The sequence below is a fragment of the Photobacterium toruni genome, assembly GCF_024529955.1.
Classification (GTDB): domain Bacteria; phylum Pseudomonadota; class Gammaproteobacteria; order Enterobacterales; family Vibrionaceae; genus Photobacterium; species Photobacterium toruni.
On sequence record NZ_AP024855.1, the window covers coordinates 312,143 to 331,870 of the forward strand.

Below are 19,728 nucleotides of genomic sequence, written 5' to 3' on the forward strand. Positions count from 1 at the left end.
TAATCATCAAAAAATACATATAAAAACGCCCAGCATTTAATGCTAGGCGTTTTTATTTTTATCGGTATGACATCGATTAAAATTTTCGACTCGTCACATCTTCATATTCACCATCAATCACGTTTGCTGTCGTTTGACGTTGCTGACGAAATACACTGTTCATGGTTTCATCTTGTCCAGCAAAACCTTCGGTGAAATTATTTTCTTCAAATTGCATGCCTTCAGCAGCAAGTTTACGTTTAATAAATGGCTTCGCAATCATTGCTGCAAGGCCAAGAAACAATGCCATAATGGTAGCAAAAGAAACGGCAAATAAACCGATTACAACAGCAAAAAAACCAGTAACTAAATTTCTCATGGACACGCCTCTCTAAATCATATTAATCAGGCTATTAGGTTATCCTAATGTTTATTTCGTACCTGATAAGTCTGCTTGTTTTAACATCAATTCAATCTTTTTATTATCTGTATTGATAATAGCTTTTGATAAATGAACAGATCATGAACACAAGCATTAATTCGTTATGTACAGTATGTTTTATTATACTTTACAGTGAAAGGAAAGATAATTTTTATTCATAGCCAAAACGTTACTATTAGTTTGCTGTAATAATAGCTTAAACGGCTAACGTCATTTCACTATAAATATCACACTGAATACGACTAATTTTATCATTAGCTAATAAGAAGTAGGCATCTTGGGGTAAATCTTGAGAAAATACCTCATTATAAGTCATGCCTGCATATACTCCACGAAATACAGCACCCGTTAAACCATGAGAGATGATAATGATATTTTCAGGTACTGAAACATCAGCTAAAAAATCTTCAATACGATCTTTTACGCCGTAATATGATTCGGCATTTGGTGCCATTAAATACCAATCACGTTGCTCAAAAAGTCGTGGTTGCTGAGCTTTAAGATCAGGAATATATGCTTTTTCCCAATCACCTAAACAAAACTCTTGTAGACGTATATCTTGCACAATCTTTTCTGGCTCGATACCTATTTGTTGAGCAACAATCGTCGCTGTTTGCATAGCTCGACCTAATGGACTTGAATAAATTGTCCACTGCCGTTTGTTTGCTAATTTGTTTTTTAACGATGAACCAATAGTCGCTGCTTGTTGTTGTCCTAAATCCGTTAAACTAGAATTACAATGTCCTTGTAAGCGTTGTTGTGCATTAAAAACTGTTTGACCATGACGTAATAAAAATATGCTTTTTGACATTGTGCCCCCTTGCGTAAGCTTTAGATTATACTATCACGGTATCTCCAACAATAAAAAAACCAAAAACAAACAATAACGTCTATTTTTTATTCTTACATTCAATCTTTCAATGAAAAATAAATTAAAGATTAAAACAGAACGACGCAAACGATTACATTAATTAACCTTATGATTTTAAATAAATAAAATAAATAATTGTAGACAACAGCTCTCTTTATACCCATAAAGCATCATGCTATGATGCCATCCCTATTTAGCCAACGAACATATAATAGACACTTTTATACGTCTAACTTCTGCTTTGTTATAAGCAATTCGCATCTTTGGCTTATACGGATATAGCCTTTAAGTAATTCATAAAATAATTAAAAATCACTGAGACGCACTAATAATATCAAGACAGATTCGCGCTCAGTCGATAAAAAGAATAGAGACTATTAATGGTAAATATCATTATTGACGGTAACACATTCAAGGTAAATAAAAGTCTAACCTTGCTCAAAGCTGCAGAAAAATGTGGCATTACTATTCCATCACTGTGTGGTATTGACGGTTTTCATCATAATTGTGACTTATGTGACGTTGAAATTGAACACCACGGCACAGTGAAGGCTTGCAACATACATCCTGCAGAAGGCATGAACATTACAACAATGTCATCAGCGTTGATCCAACGTCGTAAGCATGTTTTAGAACAGATTTTATCCGCACCTAATATCAGTTGCAGTGTTCCACCTTGTCAAGTTGCTTGCCCAGCAGATGTTGATATTCAATCTTATCTCTATTTCATTGCTACTAATCAGCCTCAAAAAGCCATTGAAGTCATCAAAAAAACACTACCAATGCCACTGTCTATTGGCCGAGTATGTCCCGCCTTTTGTGAAGCAAAATGCCAACGTAAATTGGTAGATGGCTCAATTGCAATTCGACAAATCAAACGCTATGCCGCTGATATTGATTTAGCATCATTACATGCTTATACCCCAGAGAAAAAACCGACCAAACCACAACATATTGCCATTGTTGGTGCAGGTCCTGGAGGCTTAAGTTGTGGCTATTTTCTAAGCAATGAAGGTTACAACGTCACAGTATTTGAATCTATGCCGCAAGCTGGCGGTTGGTTGCGTTATGGCATTCCAGAATACCGCCTGCCTAAAGATGTATTAGATCAAGAAATTGACATCATGTGTCGCAATGGTATGACAGTTGAAACTAACAAAAAACTAGGCACTGATTTTACTCTATCATCATTACAACACGACTATGATGCCGTTTGTTTAGCGATAGGCGCTTCACTTGCAAGTGAAATGCATTATCAAGGTACCGATCTTAATGGCCATTATCTTGGAGTCGATTTTTTAAAAGATCAAATGCTTGATAAACAATACACTATCGGTAAAAAAGTAGCCGTTATTGGTGGCGGTAATACAGCGATTGACTGCGCACGAACAGCATTACGTTTAGGTGCAGACACTACCCTTATCTATCGTCGAACCCGTGATGAAATGCCGGCTGAATTATACGAAATAGAAGAAGCTGAACACGAAGGGGTTAAATTCCTATTTTTGACTAACCCTGTCGAAAATATTGCCGATGACAATGGTCATATTTGCCAAGTAAAATTAGAAACAATGGCGCTAGGTGAACCGGATGCTTCTGGACGTTGTTCTCCTAAAGCTACCGGTGAATATATCTTTGCGGAATTTGATACGGTGATTGCGGCGGTATCACAAAAAACCAATACTGATTTTTTAGCTAACGATACCACTGAGTTACCAATGAGTCGTTGGAATACGCTCAATACTGATGAACAAACCATGTATTCTGGCGTCGATAATATCTTTGGTATTGGCGATTTTCGTCGCGGACCAGCCACTGCAATCGAAGCCATTGCTGACGGACGTAAAGCGGCACAAGCTATTGATGCTCAGTTTGGTGGTAACATGGAAAAACTCTACACTGAGTCATTTCGTGAGCGTAATGTCGCTCGTGGGCATTTAATTCGCCCCGATCATGTCAATAAACTCAAAAATATTATGCGTACGTTACTTGCAGATAACGATTCAGCCGATATTGATACCGAGCTTGAACATGTATTAACACATCTTATGCGCAATAAAATGTCTGAACTACACGTACATGCGCGCCATTTAAGTTTTAACGAAGTGGAAAAAGGCTATAGCCATCAAGCAGCAATAAATGAAGCAAAACGTTGTTTAAGCTGTGGTTGTCATGATGGTAATGACTGTAAATTACGCCATTATGCAACAGATTATCATGTTGATAAGCGATTAATTATCAGCGGATTACGCCCAATAACGGCGTAACAACACAATCAAAAAAGCCACACTCGATTATATAACCAATAAACGAGAGTGGCTTTTTATAGCTGTTTTATTATAAAACCTGAAATCATCCAACCAAATTCATTGGACGTAAGTTCACATATTCAAATAATTTGTATTCTTCCGCAGCTGTTAAAAAATTCAAAAAATGTGCACTTGCTAAATGATCATCAAGATGTGCTTGAGAAAGCCACACTTCTTGCATTACAAATAAACCCTCTACATTTTGATCCGCAAACAACTGGTAGCTCTCACAACCTTTCTCTAAATGCGTCGGTGCAATCAACGATTCTAATAATGCTTGTGCTTTTTCAATACAATTAGGATTTGCTTTAATTTCTGCTAATAGGTAAATCATTCTTTAACACTCCGTAAAAATTTGTTCATCATGCCAACGTGATTTAGGCACGTTCACATTAAAATCATCAATACTATGGTAGCCAACAGGCACTACCACTAAGCTCGTAAAACCTTGCTCATTAAGATTAAATTCTTCATCTAAAACATCACGATCGAAGCCTTCAATAGGCACAGCATCAATACCCATGGCAGCAACGCCTAATAATAATGAACCAATGTTTAGATACACTTGCTTTTGCATCCAATGATCAACATCACCCAACGTTTTTCGATGTAAATCAACAAAAAATCTACGCCCATCGACCATACGTTGCTTTGATTGTTCATTTGAAAAACGCCCATCTTGTTGTTCACACATGAGTAAATCATCAAGATAGTCATCATCAATCGCTGTCTTTGAGCAAAAGACAAAAACATGTGAGGCATTCAGTATTTTAGGCTGATTAAACACATAAGGCCCTTCAGTCGCTTTTGCTACACGCTGCTTAGCATTATCGGTTGCTGCAACGATAACATGCCAAGGCTGCGAGTTTACGCTAGAAGCACTTAACCGAATTAACGCTTTAATTTGTTGTAATTGATCATCGGTTAACTTACGAGAAGGATCAAAAACCTTGGTTGAATAACGTTTTTTAGCAGTATCAACAATGCTCATATTATTTACCTAACACCCGCTATTTCTTAAGCTCCTACCATACTCTTTCATGGTAAAAAGGAAAACCCATGTAATAACACTGATTTTCCAAACTCATTTTTAATGATCGTCAATAAAGGTATCGCTCAACGCCTATTTTAAACGATCATTAATAATTGCCGTAAACCCAGCCTGACGCCCAAGCTCATAACCCGCATTCAATTTATTTACATCACGCGTTAATCGTTTAATCAAAAAATCTTTATTTGGAACAATTGCAGTAATACGACAATCAGCAGGAGGATTTCGAATAAAATATAGTGCTTTATTATATCGAGATTCCTTGGTCAAAAATTCTTGACCAAATACCGGTGTAGTTTTAAAAATCTTACGGGTTAACCAAGGAACCTGATGACTATGAACAAAATTTGCCTGCGCATGAGATAAAACCACTGTAATATCACGAGCGCCACGACGATAAGCTTCAATTACAGGAATAGGATCAGCAATGCCACCATCACTCATGGCAATACCATCAACTTTAGGGAAATTACGATAAACAATAGGCAAAGCACATGTTGCTGTCATCAAACTTTGTAAATTATCCCGTTTAACCTCAATATAGTCAGCATCACCCGTTACAATATTTGTTGTGGTTGCAAATAGCGGGATCCCTTGGCTTTCATATTTATCAATTTCTAATGGCAAATTATTAATACTTTCAGACCATAGCCAATCAATATCTATAAGATTGCCACCTTTAGCAAAACGCAAATAATTAATAAATGACTTACTGCGTGCATACTCAGTGATCACATGATAATTACGCTTATAGTTTTTACATAAGTATCCCATTAACACCATTGATCCAGCCGAAACACCAATCGTAAAATCGAACGGGTTATAATCTTTTTCAAGAAAAGCATCCAGAACACCCGTAGCAAAAATACCACGCATAGCTCCACCTTCAACCACTAAAGCACGCTTAGGTGTATCATTCATAAATATTGATCCTTATAAGTCATGAACTAAGTAATATTCAATTATGTATAAAATTAGAATATTAATATATAGTGAATATTACTGCATGCAACTATAGAAAAAATATACTTTTATTGCATATTTAATTTTCATGACTAAACACACTGTAACAATGATACGAGTATATTTAATAAATACTGATCACCGTCAGTATATAATGGAGTGGATTAAACATTCAGGCCTAAAAAATCAAAAAAAACGCCATACAATCCCTATAAAGAAAATGTATGACGTTTTTATTTAACCTTCAGAATTATTTTTGACGACCAAAAACTTTCACTCCAGCGCGTGTTCCATCAGAATTACCAAAGACTTCTAGCTTTGTCACACAACGTTTGTATGCGAATTTACGCCAGCTCGTTTCCTGATTTTTTTTCAGATCACGATAGAAAGATACATTACGTGTTTCACCATTTCTAAAGGTCACTTTAATACGTTCAAGACGTAAGTTTCGCTCTGCTTTTACCTTAATGGCATCCGTATTACGACACACTATTAATGGAATTTTTGCGCCATGGTTACCAATTTCAAGTAAAATAGTACGGCCTAATGTTATTTGGTCATAGGCTTGAGCCATTGGTATACTACTAAAAAAACTTAGGCCAACAAATAAGTAAGGTAGTGCTTTTTTTATATTCATGATCTATTAAATAAGTGGACGATAAACTGCCGCTATCGTAACGTACATTCATAAAAAAACGAGCAAATACTTACCCATCAAATAAGTAAGTAGTCACAATTTCATTCTATAAATATTAGAAAATGCGTCAATATTAGCAACTAAAACCAGATGTAACTAATTGTCAACATTAAAAACCCGAAGTTAAAACAAGTTACCTCGTTATTTAACCGTAAAAATACGCTATTACTATTTATATTAATACGTAAGCGTTATAAGTTATTTTTCTAATATCCTGTTACATCATTCTTTTATGATCTAAATATGATTTAACCGACCGAAAACCAGCCGCAAAAGTCAATCCCATCGTAATAACAGGAAATACAAACATTAATGGTCTTAATGTCGTCATTATCGCAATTGCTGAATCTGTCGTTGGCTGATAAAGAGGGACATAATAAATAATGATATAGCTTAGGCATAACGTTATGACAAAGAAAACGGTAGCAACAACCACACCAAAGATCCATGATTCATCAGTTAATTGGGCGAACATTCTTCCATAACGTTCAGCACCTGATTTACTTATACCTACCAAATCAATTATCCTTTATCATCATTTCACTAATTACGGTATAACGTTACAATATTTCGAGGTAAAAACTCGACCATATCGCCATTAACTAATGTAACCAGCACTGTATTAAAGTTAATATCAACAATTTCACCCTTCATCATTTCAGACTGGCAATCACTAATTTTCACTTTAACTTCATCCCTATTTATACGTAATTTTACAATTTCTCCTATCTCTATAGGCTTATAAATATCTACAGGCGCTTTGCCAAAGAAAGATCTCGGACCATTTACATCATCCCACTGCATAGTCATTTCCTTATGATAAATATTTACATACAACTTATGTTCAATTTAAGTCTGATTACCGCCAATATCTTATATTTTTACCGCATCGATAATCACAAAAAAGTATATAAACTTGATGGCATATTATTATATGCTAATTGACAATTAGTATATTAAACAAAGATTGATCTGTGATTTATTCCACAAAATCATGCATAGATTAATAATTACCAAACGAAATCAGCAATACGTTCATCAGCAATGTAATAAACAATATCACCCGTTTTAAGTATCGTTGCTAAACTTGGGTTAATTTCACAAGCTTTATCATGTTGATGTACCGCAATAATGATCGCTTCATGCCGTTTCTTAAACGTATAATAAATTGATTCCAATGTCATATTATCAACATTTTCAGGTACTTTAATCGAATATTGTGTTTGCCCTTTATGTGCACTCACCAACTCTGAATGAATAAAACTTGATCCCTTATCGATAACGGATTTAGCCACTAACTCTGTTGACAATGATGAAATACATTCTGAATTAGGACAGTATTTATGTAACAAATCACGCTTAATTGAATCATCAAAATGAGCAACCAAATGTGCATCACTATTTTGCTCTGCAATAAATAAGCTTACCGTTAATGTTGCATCATCTAAATCGGTATCAACGATCACAGCACTTGCCATTGAAAGACTCGCCCGTTCCATTTCTATCGCATCAGTAAATGAGTTAACTCGAACAAAATGAATATCGGTATCAAATGGTGATTCTTCATACTCACACGACACCACTACAATTTCACGTCGTCCTTGCTCTTCTCTTCTTAACATCTCTAACAAATGCGGCGTACGACGACTATTAATACCAATAACAATAATATGATTTTTTAAATTCAAATGTTGTTTCCCTCTTCGATTCGCACGCCAAAAATCAGTAAAAAATACCGCAATTTTACCAATCGATAATGCAAATAAACCCACACCACATGGAATAATAAATAAAGCACTAAAGAGCTGTCCGTGTGTTGTTATTGGGCTTAAATCACCATAACCAACAGTACTGCTCGTCGTTACTATATAGTAAATAAAACTTACAACGTTATCGGTTAGATGAGGCTCATTGGCAAGAACCAGACCTACCCAACTTGATATCACATATCCGCCTATCAGTAATATCAACGTATACCTATTAATTGCCATAAAATGCTTATTAATGACTTGTTTTATGACTTTTAATAGTGCATGCATATACTTTCCTTTTGATTTACATTATATCAACAGTTTAACCAATCCTCACAATCTTGTATGTATTATCAGCAAAATAATGCTAACTGAATCTAAAAATATTTTTTGATTAAATTTAGATTTCCGTGTGTCATTTTTAATATATAAGTAACTTACCTCGATATTATGAATTAATTTCTAAGTTATTATCATTTTTAATTAATAAACAATACTCTTTGATATAACCATAATAAAAAAGAGCAGTGGAATTATAATAACTCATATGATATCTTTATTTTAAACACAATCATAAATATTAATCATGTACTTTATAGTTAAAAATTTAAATAATACATCAGATATTGAAATTAAATTTATAGTTAATAATGATAACTTTATCGGTTTATCTGCGATTGAACGTTATAATTGTATTCGTTTAATATTGGCTATTTTTGAATCTGCTACAGAGGTGATAAATGATATTATATTTGATGAGGTTTCATTATTTATAAATAAAGATAATACTATATATCAGATAACATATACAAAGAAGAAAAATAAATTGCATTATCATACTAGCAATAGTACGGAATACCCCTCTTTATATAAGTTTATAAGATAAAAAAGCATGCCGATAATCATGATTAATTATCGGTATGCTTTTATTTTTAACTATCTAAAATGCTATTCATATACCTTGATCTTTTCAGGGTAATAATATTCTCTATTTTTATCATAACCCTGACAATCAGAGCAAATAGATATCGTTCTAAAAGATAATTTATTACAGATAACACACTGTATTATCTGGTTTTTACAATTCCAATACACATCATCATCAGCCGTTGTTGTACCAAACTGCTCAACGGACGATAATATGTGGCGATCCGTTGTTTTCAAGCACTCATTACACATTATTTGATGCTTGTTTTTATTACACATTATAACATTAGTATCATATATTATATTCATCTTTATATACTCTTGATACTTGCTTGTTTTATTGCTTTATGACTCACATAAATAGGTATTTTTACATTTTATTGCTTATCTAACCATCTTAGAATGGTTGAATGTGCAATTTTTATATTTACATTCGTACTTAGCCATCGCTGCAATTCAGCTACATCAATGTCTAGCATATTTCTAAGCTGAATATTTACCTTTACAATATCATCTATCACATGATCAATACTTTCAATAATCGCTTTAATGTTATTAAGACATTGCTTTGTTTGTGCTTGTATATAACCATTAACGTTTTAGGATCTAATGGTAATTGCCCTGAAATATGATTGTAATGAGAAAATGCAACACTTTGCGTTGAGACTAAATTATTCGGTGCATTTTTTGTGTTTCGTGAATTTTTTATAATATTATTTACCATATTATATTTATCCTAAAATAGTTTATGTATTATTATTTATTTTCAATTATTTTATAAGATAAATAGGAAAAGTAGAGTATATAAAGTCAATATTTCCATTGCTCACTTTTATTTAAAATAACATGTAGTTTTGAGCTAATGGTAATTCATGCATTGGTTCACATTCTAAGAGTTCATCATTTACCCATACACTAAATGTTTTAGGATCCACTTTAATTTCAGGCGTGCAATGGTTATGGATCATATCTTGTTTTGATATATTTCGAGTATTCTTAATACCACTAATCATTTTTTGTAACTGTAACTTTTCAGGAAGACCCGCATCAATCGCAGCTTGAGACATAAAAGTAATTGATGTCTTCATTTTTGCTTTTCCGTAAGCGGCATCCATTGGACGATAATGAACCGGTTGTGGTGTAGGTAACGCACCATTAGGATCTCCTATTTCAGCCATTACCACCATACTGAGGTGGACAAATAAAGTGAACATGCGTATCAACTGAAGTGGTCAAGTAAAATTGGCCACTTCAAGGTATTATTCATGGTTCATTACCAAAAAATGGTAAATATCTTCACCAATATGAAGCTGCATTTTATTGGGTCGATACCATGATTGGTAACGTTAAAAATTCGATAAAAGGGACATATCACGCAATTAGAGAAAAGCATATTCCTCGTTATCTTGGTGAATTCTATTTTCGATTTAATTATCGATTTCGAGTTGAAGATATATTCAATACGCTAATTAAATGTGGTGCAAAATCACCACCGATGCCAGAGAAATTATTAACGTTGGCTGAGTCTCGGTGGTAATCAGGTTGTGATATATCATATTCTTCCTCCGTTTTTATCTCGTCTTATTATTTATTACAACTTAGAGCAACCCAAGTCAACCGCAGCCCCAGCCATTACCAAAACCAATTGCAGTACCAAGTGCAGCACACCTACATCTTGTCTTGTCTTGTCTTGTAATATTGACCACTAGACTGCCAATCGTTTCCTTGACCACTTCATATCCTCAAATATCAATGTCGTGAATAAATAATTGGGAGAATTTAAATACGTTTTTCAGATATCCAAGGGTATCAGAAAAGCAATTTATACAACGAACGCTATAAGTCACTGAATCGTGTTATTCATAAAGCGATTAAAAACAGAAAAGTATCTCCAAAGTCAAATTCACTATTGGATCAATAAACGCTTAATTATACAAGGATTCCCCACTGCTACACAGTCATCAGGAATATCTTTACTTACTACACTACCTGCACCAATTACAGCTCTTTTACCTATAGAAACACCTGGTAATACTATAACGCCATAACCTAACCATGCATCATCCCCAATATAAACAGGTGATATTTTTAATCGTTCCCATTCATCAGAATTCCCCCGTCGTTCAATTGCATGTCCACTACAATCCATAATAACTACATTAGGACCAAAGATAACTCTGTCACCAATATCGACTAAATTATATGAACAAATAGATGTTCCTTGGAGAACGCAATTTTTCCCTATTCTAATTCGACCAAACGTTTCATCTCTTAATGCAACACATGTCAATTTAGTTGGACCAGAAGGAAAAGCTGGAAGCTCTGTTGATTCAATATAACAACCAGAATCAATATCTATTGTATTAGTTTTGATATCTAAATTTGATATCACACCAGAGCCATTTACTTGTGTCATCGTAATAGATGGACAACCTGAAAAACTAACCCAAAAGTTAGCGTTAAAATATTGAGTATATCGTTCCATCACTTGTATATCTGTTAATTTTGAATCGTTTTTTGAACACAGTATTCTCTTTGAGATATACATAAAATCACTCCACTCTAAATGTATTTGGTACTTCCTTTATTAAACCATCATGTAATAAAAATACTCTATCAGCAGATGCAATAGTTTCGGGTCGGTGAGCAATCATAATAATAGGGATCCCTATATCCCTGAAAGTCTGACAAACAAGTGATTCTGTATAAATATCTAAACTACTTGTTGCTTCATCTAATATCAATAATTCTGGTTTTTTATATAATGCTCGGGCAATGAGTATTCTTTGTTTTTGACCTCCAGATAAACTCGCCCCCATTTCGCCAATTAAAGTATGATATCCCATATTCAATCGTTCAATATCATCATGTACACCTGCTTTTCGAGCGCATTCAACTAACCATTCCTCATCTAATTCCGAACCAAAAAAAGTAATATTTTCAATTATTGAACCGCTAAATAATTGATCATCTTGAAGTACAGCACCAATACGCCCTCGGATCTCTTTTATTGATAAATTGGAATTTCCAAAAAAACGGATACAACCTTTTGTCGGTTTATAAATACCAAGTAATAATTTAGATATTGTCGATTTTCCACATCCAGAGGAGCCAATCAAAGCAACGATCTCCCCACGCTTTACGTTAAATGAAGCGTTATTCAATAAAAGTGGTTCATTTATGCCATAAGAAAATGAAACGTCACAAAAATCAATCAAATTAATATCATTACCGTCTGGTTTATATTGAGTTGATGCAATTATATAATCATTGTTTACTTCTTTCTGATTAAAAACGATATCTGCCAGTCTCTCGTTATAAACAGAAAGCATTTTATATTCAAAATATTTATCTATTAATGAACTAATACTTCCTGAAAAACGTCCTTGATATGATAGAAAAGCAACAAGCATCCCAATTGTAAATTGTCCGCTTAGAACCAAATTTGCACCAAACCAAAGCACTGCTGCTGAAACTAAACTAATAATAGTGATATTTATCGTGTTATATATCATCCCTAACTTTAATTCATATAACTGTGCATTTCGTCTATTAATATTTAAATTTTTCCATGCTGATTCTCGCCATGGTAATGTTCCATTAACTCGAAGACTTAATACTCCACGTACTGTTTCTATAAAGTAACTTTCTTCTTTAGTATTGGCTTCCCACGTATTTTCTTCTGCTCTTTTAAATGTACCAAACCATGCAAAACGTAATATCACATAAATACCAGCAGCAATAATCGCTATCACCGAAAGTAATGGACTATATAAAAACATCACTGTTAATGTGCCTACAACCAAAACAACATCAAGCAATGCTTGAATGAGACTGGTTGTTAACGTATGTTGAATAACATTCACAGCTGAAAATTTTGCACTAATACTACCAATATCACGTTTTTCAAACCAATCTATCGGTAAACGAAATAGATGATGAAAAACATTCGCTGTCCATTGCATATTAAAATTAACTGACAGTGTTATCGCTGCCCACTCCTTCGCTAAACTTATTAATGTTTGAGTTGCTGTAATAAGAAGTATAGCGAGTATAATCAATACCAATAAATTTTCATCGTAACCGACTAAGACCTCATCAATGACGATTTGATTTAGCATTGGAAGTAATAGAGAAAGAACTTCTAACACTAAAGCAAATCCAAAAATCTTTATTAATGAAGATTTTAAACCTACTGTTTTACCAATAAGCTCGAATAGTTTTATTTTTTCTTTTTCATCTATTTTTTTAAACTCATGTGTAGGTGTTAACTCAAGAGCAATACCAGTAAAATGCTTGTTCACATCAGCAAGCGTTAAATTAACAACACCATTTGCAGGATCATGAATAACAACTTTATTTCCTTTTACGGATTTAAGAACAACAAAATGATTTAAATTCCAGTGCAAAATACAAGGTGTACTCAACTGACACAATTCATCTAAATCAAGTCTCACCGCTCTACCTGAAAGTTTTAAAAGCTCAGCACACTCAATAAGACGAGTAAATGACATTCCATGCTGTGTAATACCAAACTTTGATCTCAAATGCCTTAAACTTATTTTATGACCATGCCAATCAGCGATCATTGCTAGACAAGCAACACCACATTCTGCACTTTCAGTTTGGCGCACTAAAGAAAGTTTATCTCCCCATCCCCAATCCAATTCATTTCTTATTTCCATGAACTAAACTTTCCCTTTGATTGTATATAATGGTTCAAGCATCCATTCGTATATTTTACGAGTATCAAGTTCAACATCAGCGATAACTGTCATACCGGAAACAAAACGTTCTTCACGCCCATAAACCGTTATTGTTGGCTTCAATAGCTCAACCCTTACTTGATATAATCCTCCAACTTCAGTGTTATTTACCAAACCGTAATTTGAAATCATATCGGCTGCAATTGCTGATTTAGATATACTAGTAATAATCCCTGCCTGTACTCCAAATTTTTCATAAGGAAATGCATCAAATCTCAATCTAACTTTCTGTCCGACCTTTATAAAGCCAATACTTCGACTTGGGGCATACAGTTCGACAAATGCTTTTTCACTGTCAGGCGAAATAACTAATAAAGTCTGACTATTACTCACAGAATGTCCCTCAACTGCAAGTATTGAGGCTATTACGCCTTTAATAGGAGAAAGAACTTGACTATCACTCTGATATATAAATTCCACTTTATTTTGTGTAATAACCTCAAGTTGCTTATCAATATCTTTCAATATAATACTCAAGTTAATATCAGTACTTTTAAGCGTAAATAGGAGCTTTTCTTTTTCTCTTATTAATTTTTGAAGATTTAATTTATGAATTTGTACTTGGGACTCTTTAGAAAACAATTCAAGTTGTTTTTTTTGATGCTCAACTTCTGATATAAATTTATTATTAAATAATGGCTTTTGTTTATTAAATAACGACCGAGTAAGCTCCAGTTCACTATTTGAAAGTTTTAATACATTGTGTAAAATATTAGCTTCATCATCTAATCTATTAATATCGTCAGTCAACGCTTCTCGCTCAAAATCTGCCTTTTGTATTTCTTGTTTCTTACGTTCAAATAAAATTCTATATTGATTTTCAATAGATACTAATATGCGTTTTTTGACACCAACACCAGTATCATCAAAGCGCTCTGTTTTTATTTCATAAAGAGGTGTCATACTTTCAACACGTTCCCCTTCTTTGACAAATAATTGTTCTACAAAGCCGGAATCATTAGCTTGAACTTTAACCATGCCACCTAGAGGACTAACAATACCGATTAACGTTTCTCGCCTTGCATATTCGGCAAAAGAAATAAAAATAACGACAGCTATCAATACCAATATTGATAGCACAAGATAAATATTTTGATTAAAAGAAGTATTAAGTAATATACGTCCTTCATTACTTATTTTTTGTGCTTCAAAATATTCTGGTCGATAAAGATTTTTTCCTCGTGCAACCATACCCATTATCTCTTAAATAATTTGAATCACATCAATAGTATTACCTAATGGTTCAACTAATCGCTTATTAATTTTAGTTGAAGAAAGATCAGCGCCACATTGACAAATTTTTGTATGACAACGAATAGGTTTAGTAGGTAAAGTAATATTTTCATTATAAATAGAACCTATTGCACCATCCTGCATACACCATGCACGGTATATCTCACCAGCAAAGGTTATTACTATACTTTCAACACCGGCGTAACAATCCCAACCAATAAAATTTACTTGGTCATTAATGAGCAAATCAAAAGTTGATTGCGTCTCTTTTGAGCCATCTAGATATTTAATTTCGAGAAAAGATCTCGGCTCTGGAAGATTCTTTTCGTCTGGCCAGCCTTTGAAGCTTTGCATCAATGACTCTTGCTTATCAGTATAATTGTATTTTTTTGTAATACCACCGTGACCAAAACCTTCAAATAGAGGTTGTAGTGCAATTGAACATTTAACCTGTTCTTTTAAACTTTCAGCAAACAAATAACAATCATTAAACTTTTGAGGATCCATCATCACATTGACATGCAATCGAGTATTTTTCGATTTTTCTAATATTTTGGCCACTTTCAAAAAATGAACCTCATCTTTGATGTCATTAACATGGTAACTAAGGCTTACGCCATTTAGATATTCAGCATTCTCTCGCCACCATAACAAAGACTTTGAACCATTTGAAACAATACAAACTACACCATTTTTTTCATTAATAAACTTAATAAGATCACTGAAGTATCTAAGAATAGTTACCTCTCCACCTCCAAATTCAAAATAAGGAATTAAACTAAGTTTTTTAGAATGAGACATTATATTTTCAACAAAATTAACCACGACATCATACGATGGCGCTTTAATTGACCCACTATTTAAGTCTGGATGACAATAGCTGCATTTATAGTTACAATTATTAATTAAAGCCCAATTCACAGAGAAATAGTTACACTTATTTTTTAGACTAAAAATTCTCATGTGTACACCATTATATAACTAAAATAAAAACACCATAAAAGACATACACACTAATATGATGATTATAGTATTATTACACATTTTACAATATTCATTATTAATATCCTATCCCCTTACCTTTATAGGTAAGGGGAAATAAATTTACATGCAACTACCAAGGTCACCAATAGCACTAATAACACCACCGACAACGACCCCACCTAATAATATGAGCAACAACGTTTCAAAAAAAGGAACCAAAATAATGGTACCAAAGAAATCAACATATCCATTACCCCGTTCTAAGCTTACCTCACCAATAATGGAATAAAAAATAATACTTTATAAAACCAATTAAAAATGCAGTTAAAAGACACAAAAATATTGATTTAATTATATAAACCATGATTTTAGAGTTAAAATTTAAGATAAATATAAAATAACCCTTATATGTTTTTAATTTTAAAAACTACGGCCAGCCCCCATCATCTGACCACCAACAGAAAGGCCATTTCCTCCATAAGTTTGACTTGTTCCTGTTCCTACACCTGCGTTACTATAAGAACTATTAGTATTCATTCCAGCAGCGATCCCACCAACGACAATAACACCTATAGGTCCAAAGGCTGCCCCTGCATAATATCCTGCACCAGCAGCAATCCCACCATAAATAGCATTTTGAATAAAACCACCATCACCGCCGCCATCCACTATCGATATTTCATCTACACTTAAATTATACATAATCTCTTCCTTATATATTTAAACAGTAAAAATTACTGCGCTCATTTAAAATCATCTTATTTTCCATGTTAAATATCATACACATGGATTGTTACATTAACGATTAACATTTTTATAGCAATAAGTTTTTGAAATTAATATTGGTATAAAGGCTATAATTAATATTAATATTGCTTTAATTAAAATAGGATAATTAGAAATAGCAATAAATATTATACAAATAGATGATATTGCCATATAAACATAATAACTATTCTTAAATTTTATTTCAGAATAGCATTCCGAACATATTAATTTTTTCTTAACGGATAATTTATATAAATCATAAATAGTTATCGTTTTATTATAACAGTTTGGACATCTTTTCATTCTAACCTCTTTTTACATTACACTTATTAATAAGTAACCATACTACCTTATTATGAATAACATCTATACTATGTGATAATTGTTTATATTTTCACAAAATCATTGTGTCTATTAAAGAACAAAGAGAATTTCACCTTGTTAGCCATATTTTATTTTTTCCTAATATTTCATCCATATATCCTAAAAGGTTTGGCAACCAAGTAATCGACTCTAATACTAATGAAAACAAAGGCGCCTTTAATATTTTACTCGTCGTTAATTCCTGTTGTAAATCATTATCTTTGATATATAAATGAACAAGTATTAAATAAAATATCATATTTATTCCACCTAAAAGAAAAGGGATCCAAATATGAAATATCACCATTACCCCTAATAAAATCATACTCGATGGAAAAGTATATTGTAACGCTGTAATAACAAACCAAGGAGTTGAACAAAAACCTGCAAACCAATGAGTTTTCCACGCGACAACATACGCTTCTACTCGCCCTCTTGCCCATCTTCGTCTTTGATTAAATAAACTTTTTAAATCAGTTGGACATTGTGTTGAAGCTTTTGCTTTTGGTGCATATCCTGTCTTATATCCATTCGATATTGCTTTCCAACACCAAGCAATATCCTCAACCAACCATTCACTCCAACCGCCAAGATCTTTAACTACTGATGCGCGATGAGCAACAAAGGCACCAGCTAAAACAGGGACGCAACCCAATTTATCCTGTGCGGCTCTTATCGCACCATAAAAACTGATATGCTCATAATGCTGTAATAATCCAATAAAACTGTCTTTATAATTGCTCGGAGTAATATATCCACATACCGCTGCATATCTATCATCAGACCATAACTTACTAACTAACGCTCTAATGCCATTTGGTTCAATAAACGTATCACTATCAACAATGACATAAGCATCTCCTGTTGCAATCTCTAAGCTGAGAGCACAATCCAACGCAAAACCTTTACGCCCATTATTTTTATGTTTGTTTATTAATAAGTACTTTTGTCGCCTTGGAACATTTAACCATTGCTCAACAGCTTTTTTACTATCATTCGTTGACCCATCATCTATTATTAAAACTTCAAGCAGTAATGGATATTCTTGATTATCTAAATAAGATAATGTTTTTAATAAAATATCAGAATCTTCATTATAATAAGGAACAAAAACAGACACTGACGGTAATTTATTAACATTTACTTGTTCTTTTCCATACTTATAAAATACCAATAATACAACCGTTGTAAATAATATTATTGATGATATTGAAATTAAAATTAGCTCAAGAAAATCAAACATTATTCGACACCTTAACAATAATTAGCAATTAATCTGTTGATTGATTCAATTGAATATTTTTTCTTACTTAAGTCTTCATCATTAAAAATAGTAAATGATGAATACTTTAAATCTCGAAGTTCAAACTTAACATTACCAATTTTCAACCTCTTTTCTTTTGCTAAATTAACAATCTTACTTTTAAAATCTTCAGCGCAAAAATTACCGATATTTATTCTGTGTCGAGAGATCAAATTTCTTTTTATATCACCTGCTAATATTAAGTTATCTCTACTTTTATTCTTAACATCAAGTTCTTCTAAAATTGCATAATTTTCTTGATTATTTAATTCATTGATAAAATTATCAATTAACGTGTTAATATCATTCCGTGATAAATTATCATCCAAACATGAATACTTTTCTATGTTAAAAAATAAATTTTTCAACCACTGTGTAATTAATAAATGATCATCCCAAACAGCACCGACACCATCAGCAATAACATAGTTACCAAAATCAGGAACAGCAGTAATTGTTCCAAAATCAAGAAAGCGACCATCAATACCTATATTTGAACTAGTCAAAGAGCCATGTGGTATTCCCTTTACTCTAGAATATGCAATTTGTTTTGCTATACGAAGTACAAGCTTTTTTAAACAATAAAATAACTCTTTTTTTGACGATAATATTGAATTACTCAGGCCTAATGATCTCGGTAAATAATTAATACACTCTTTCACCCGATCTGTATCATCATTTCTTAAAGAAATATATTCAGGAAAGGGCCAAAAAAATGTTGCTCTTTCAAAGTGTGCAGGACGAATAGAAAACTCCCTTATCGCTAAAGCGCATGGTTTCTTAGGACAATTATCTGAATATGAAAACCCTTCTTGAACATTTGTTTTAATAATAGCTAAAGTCCTAATTGATCCAAAAGGTAAATGCTGATGACAAATTTCTCCCCAAATAGCTTCAGAAATTGCTTCATCTAAAAATAGTTTTCCATGAGAATGTGATTTACTCATATTTTGTGCCACTAATGGTGTCACACCAATCCCCTTAACTTGAAAAGTACCATCAAACCCACAACGAGCACTCCCCCCATTACAAACTTCATGTCTAGACCCATAGCGATCAGCCCAAAACGTTTTACATTCATTGAATATTAAGCGATTAGAATCCGCATAATTAGGTAACACATAAGAATATTCATTTAATAAAAATGTCTCTATTTCTTCTTTTGATCCATTAATATTATATTTTTTTAATAAATCATTATTAAACCAAACGAGTTCGACGCCTTTTAATCGGAAAGTATCAAATGAAGAAAAAGATATATCAGGTAAACTTTTTTTAAAAAATTTAGTTTTATCTATAGAAAAGGTTTTAATACTCACGA

18 protein-coding genes and 2 pseudogenes are annotated in these 19,728 nt (G+C 33.0%); 2 read left to right on the forward strand and 18 right to left on the reverse strand.

Annotated elements, in window-relative coordinates:
* Nucleotides 1-76: 76 nt before the first annotated feature.
* Nucleotides 77-358, reverse strand: coding sequence for a hypothetical protein (locus OC457_RS15640; RefSeq protein ID WP_080175285.1), 282 nt, complete (start codon nucleotides 356-358; stop codon nucleotides 77-79).
* 259 nt (nucleotides 359-617) lie between these two features.
* Complete coding sequence (locus OC457_RS15645; RefSeq protein WP_080175286.1) at nucleotides 618-1,232, reverse strand: histidine phosphatase family protein; 615 nt, start codon at nucleotides 1,230-1,232, stop codon at nucleotides 618-620.
* A 440-nt stretch (nucleotides 1,233-1,672) separates the two neighbouring features.
* Here OC457_RS15645 and OC457_RS15650 point away from each other — a divergent pair, with 440 nt between their 5' ends.
* Complete coding sequence (locus tag OC457_RS15650) at nucleotides 1,673-3,559, forward strand: FAD-dependent oxidoreductase (protein ID WP_080175287.1); 1,887 nt, start codon at nucleotides 1,673-1,675, stop codon at nucleotides 3,557-3,559.
* Nucleotides 3,560-3,644: 85 nt separating this feature from the next.
* Here the strand turns inward: OC457_RS15650 and OC457_RS15655 are convergent, their stop codons facing one another.
* The 9 genes and pseudogenes from OC457_RS15655 to OC457_RS15695 form a co-directional block, all read right to left on the reverse strand.
* On the reverse strand, nucleotides 3,645-3,935 hold the full coding sequence (locus OC457_RS15655; RefSeq protein ID WP_080175288.1) for a putative quinol monooxygenase: 291 nt from the start codon (nucleotides 3,933-3,935) through the stop codon (nucleotides 3,645-3,647).
* 3 nt (nucleotides 3,936-3,938) lie between these two features.
* Entirely contained in the window at nucleotides 3,939-4,592 is a 654-nt protein-coding gene (gene nfsB, locus OC457_RS15660) for an oxygen-insensitive NAD(P)H nitroreductase (RefSeq protein ID WP_080175290.1), read from the reverse strand.
* A gap of 132 nt (nucleotides 4,593-4,724) precedes the next feature.
* Nucleotides 4,725-5,573: a patatin-like phospholipase family protein gene (locus OC457_RS15665; RefSeq protein WP_080175291.1), complete on the reverse strand. Its 849-nt coding sequence runs from the start codon at nucleotides 5,571-5,573 to the stop codon at nucleotides 4,725-4,727.
* A gap of 292 nt (nucleotides 5,574-5,865) precedes the next feature.
* Complete coding sequence (locus OC457_RS15670) at nucleotides 5,866-6,252, reverse strand: DUF2541 family protein (RefSeq protein ID WP_080175293.1); 387 nt, start codon at nucleotides 6,250-6,252, stop codon at nucleotides 5,866-5,868.
* Between the two features lie 277 nt (nucleotides 6,253-6,529).
* Complete coding sequence (locus tag OC457_RS15675; RefSeq protein WP_080175295.1) at nucleotides 6,530-6,829, reverse strand: hypothetical protein; 300 nt, start codon at nucleotides 6,827-6,829, stop codon at nucleotides 6,530-6,532.
* 26 nt (nucleotides 6,830-6,855) lie between these two features.
* Complete coding sequence (locus OC457_RS15680; protein ID WP_080175296.1) at nucleotides 6,856-7,116, reverse strand: hypothetical protein; 261 nt, start codon at nucleotides 7,114-7,116, stop codon at nucleotides 6,856-6,858.
* Between the two features lie 206 nt (nucleotides 7,117-7,322).
* The gene (locus OC457_RS15685; protein WP_080175297.1) at nucleotides 7,323-8,351 is read right to left on the reverse strand and encodes an ion channel; all 1,029 of its coding nucleotides are present in this window, start codon (nucleotides 8,349-8,351) and stop codon (nucleotides 7,323-7,325) included.
* Nucleotides 8,352-9,445: 1,094 nt separating this feature from the next.
* Nucleotides 9,446-9,714: pseudogene (locus tag OC457_RS15690) on the reverse strand (RidA family protein); the annotation flags it as partial.
* Nucleotides 9,715-9,826: 112 nt separating this feature from the next.
* Nucleotides 9,827-10,168 (reverse strand): hypothetical protein, encoded by a 342-nt coding sequence (locus OC457_RS15695; RefSeq protein ID WP_080175301.1) that lies wholly within the window; start codon nucleotides 10,166-10,168, stop codon nucleotides 9,827-9,829.
* A gap of 80 nt (nucleotides 10,169-10,248) precedes the next feature.
* On the opposite strand from OC457_RS15695, the pseudogene OC457_RS15700 reads away from it, so the two are divergent.
* Nucleotides 10,249-10,527, forward strand: a pseudogene (locus OC457_RS15700) (transposase); the annotation flags it as partial.
* 369 nt (nucleotides 10,528-10,896) lie between these two features.
* On the opposite strand, the gene OC457_RS20890 reads toward OC457_RS15700, so the two are convergent.
* The 7 genes from OC457_RS20890 to OC457_RS15735 form a co-directional block, all read right to left on the reverse strand.
* Complete coding sequence (locus OC457_RS20890) at nucleotides 10,897-11,538, reverse strand: DapH/DapD/GlmU-related protein (RefSeq protein WP_080175302.1); 642 nt, start codon at nucleotides 11,536-11,538, stop codon at nucleotides 10,897-10,899.
* Between the two features lie 4 nt (nucleotides 11,539-11,542).
* Entirely contained in the window at nucleotides 11,543-13,675 is a 2,133-nt protein-coding gene (locus tag OC457_RS15710) for a peptidase domain-containing ABC transporter (protein ID WP_080175303.1), read from the reverse strand.
* Nucleotides 13,676-13,678: 3 nt separating this feature from the next.
* Nucleotides 13,679-14,953: an HlyD family secretion protein gene (locus tag OC457_RS15715; protein WP_268876815.1), complete on the reverse strand. Its 1,275-nt coding sequence runs from the start codon at nucleotides 14,951-14,953 to the stop codon at nucleotides 13,679-13,681.
* A gap of 6 nt (nucleotides 14,954-14,959) precedes the next feature.
* The gene (locus OC457_RS15720) at nucleotides 14,960-15,952 is read right to left on the reverse strand and encodes a radical SAM protein (protein ID WP_080175305.1); all 993 of its coding nucleotides are present in this window, start codon (nucleotides 15,950-15,952) and stop codon (nucleotides 14,960-14,962) included.
* Between the two features lie 441 nt (nucleotides 15,953-16,393).
* A complete protein-coding gene (locus tag OC457_RS15725) occupies nucleotides 16,394-16,675 on the reverse strand; it encodes a hypothetical protein (protein ID WP_080175306.1) in 282 nt (93 codons plus the stop codon).
* Nucleotides 16,676-17,174: 499 nt separating this feature from the next.
* On the reverse strand, nucleotides 17,175-18,347 hold the full coding sequence (locus tag OC457_RS15730; protein ID WP_080175307.1) for a glycosyltransferase family 2 protein: 1,173 nt from the start codon (nucleotides 18,345-18,347) through the stop codon (nucleotides 17,175-17,177).
* 11 nt (nucleotides 18,348-18,358) lie between these two features.
* Nucleotides 18,359-19,726, reverse strand: coding sequence for a protein adenylyltransferase SelO family protein (locus OC457_RS15735; RefSeq protein ID WP_080175309.1), 1,368 nt, complete (start codon nucleotides 19,724-19,726; stop codon nucleotides 18,359-18,361).
* Nucleotides 19,727-19,728: the final 2 nt, after the last annotated feature.

Coding starts and splice junctions, on each gene's coding strand:
- OC457_RS15695 (WP_080175301.1), bottom strand. CDS start 10,168: ATGGCTGAAATAGGAGATCCTAATGGTGCGTTACCTACACCACAACCG.
- OC457_RS15640 (WP_080175285.1), bottom strand. CDS start 358: ATGAGAAATTTAGTTACTGGTTTTTTTGCTGTTGTAATCGGTTTATTT.
- OC457_RS20890 (WP_080175302.1), bottom strand. CDS start 11,538: ATGTATATCTCAAAGAGAATACTGTGTTCAAAAAACGATTCAAAATTA.
- OC457_RS15670 (WP_080175293.1), bottom strand. CDS start 6,252: ATGAATATAAAAAAAGCACTACCTTACTTATTTGTTGGCCTAAGTTTT.
- OC457_RS15650 (WP_080175287.1), top strand. CDS start 1,673: ATGGTAAATATCATTATTGACGGTAACACATTCAAGGTAAATAAAAGT.
- OC457_RS15685 (WP_080175297.1), bottom strand. CDS start 8,351: ATGCATGCACTATTAAAAGTCATAAAACAAGTCATTAATAAGCATTTT.
- OC457_RS15720 (WP_080175305.1), bottom strand. CDS start 15,952: ATGAGAATTTTTAGTCTAAAAAATAAGTGTAACTATTTCTCTGTGAAT.
- OC457_RS15680 (WP_080175296.1), bottom strand. CDS start 7,116: ATGCAGTGGGATGATGTAAATGGTCCGAGATCTTTCTTTGGCAAAGCG.
- nfsB (WP_080175290.1), bottom strand. CDS start 4,592: ATGAGCATTGTTGATACTGCTAAAAAACGTTATTCAACCAAGGTTTTT.
- OC457_RS15725 (WP_080175306.1), bottom strand. CDS start 16,675: ATGTATAATTTAAGTGTAGATGAAATATCGATAGTGGATGGCGGCGGT.
- OC457_RS15665 (WP_080175291.1), bottom strand. CDS start 5,573: ATGAATGATACACCTAAGCGTGCTTTAGTGGTTGAAGGTGGAGCTATG.
- OC457_RS15730 (WP_080175307.1), bottom strand. CDS start 18,347: ATGTTTGATTTTCTTGAGCTAATTTTAATTTCAATATCATCAATAATA.
- OC457_RS15645 (WP_080175286.1), bottom strand. CDS start 1,232: ATGTCAAAAAGCATATTTTTATTACGTCATGGTCAAACAGTTTTTAAT.
- OC457_RS15715 (WP_268876815.1), bottom strand. CDS start 14,953: ATGGGTATGGTTGCACGAGGAAAAAATCTTTATCGACCAGAATATTTT.
- OC457_RS15710 (WP_080175303.1), bottom strand. CDS start 13,675: ATGGAAATAAGAAATGAATTGGATTGGGGATGGGGAGATAAACTTTCT.
- OC457_RS15655 (WP_080175288.1), bottom strand. CDS start 3,935: ATGATTTACCTATTAGCAGAAATTAAAGCAAATCCTAATTGTATTGAA.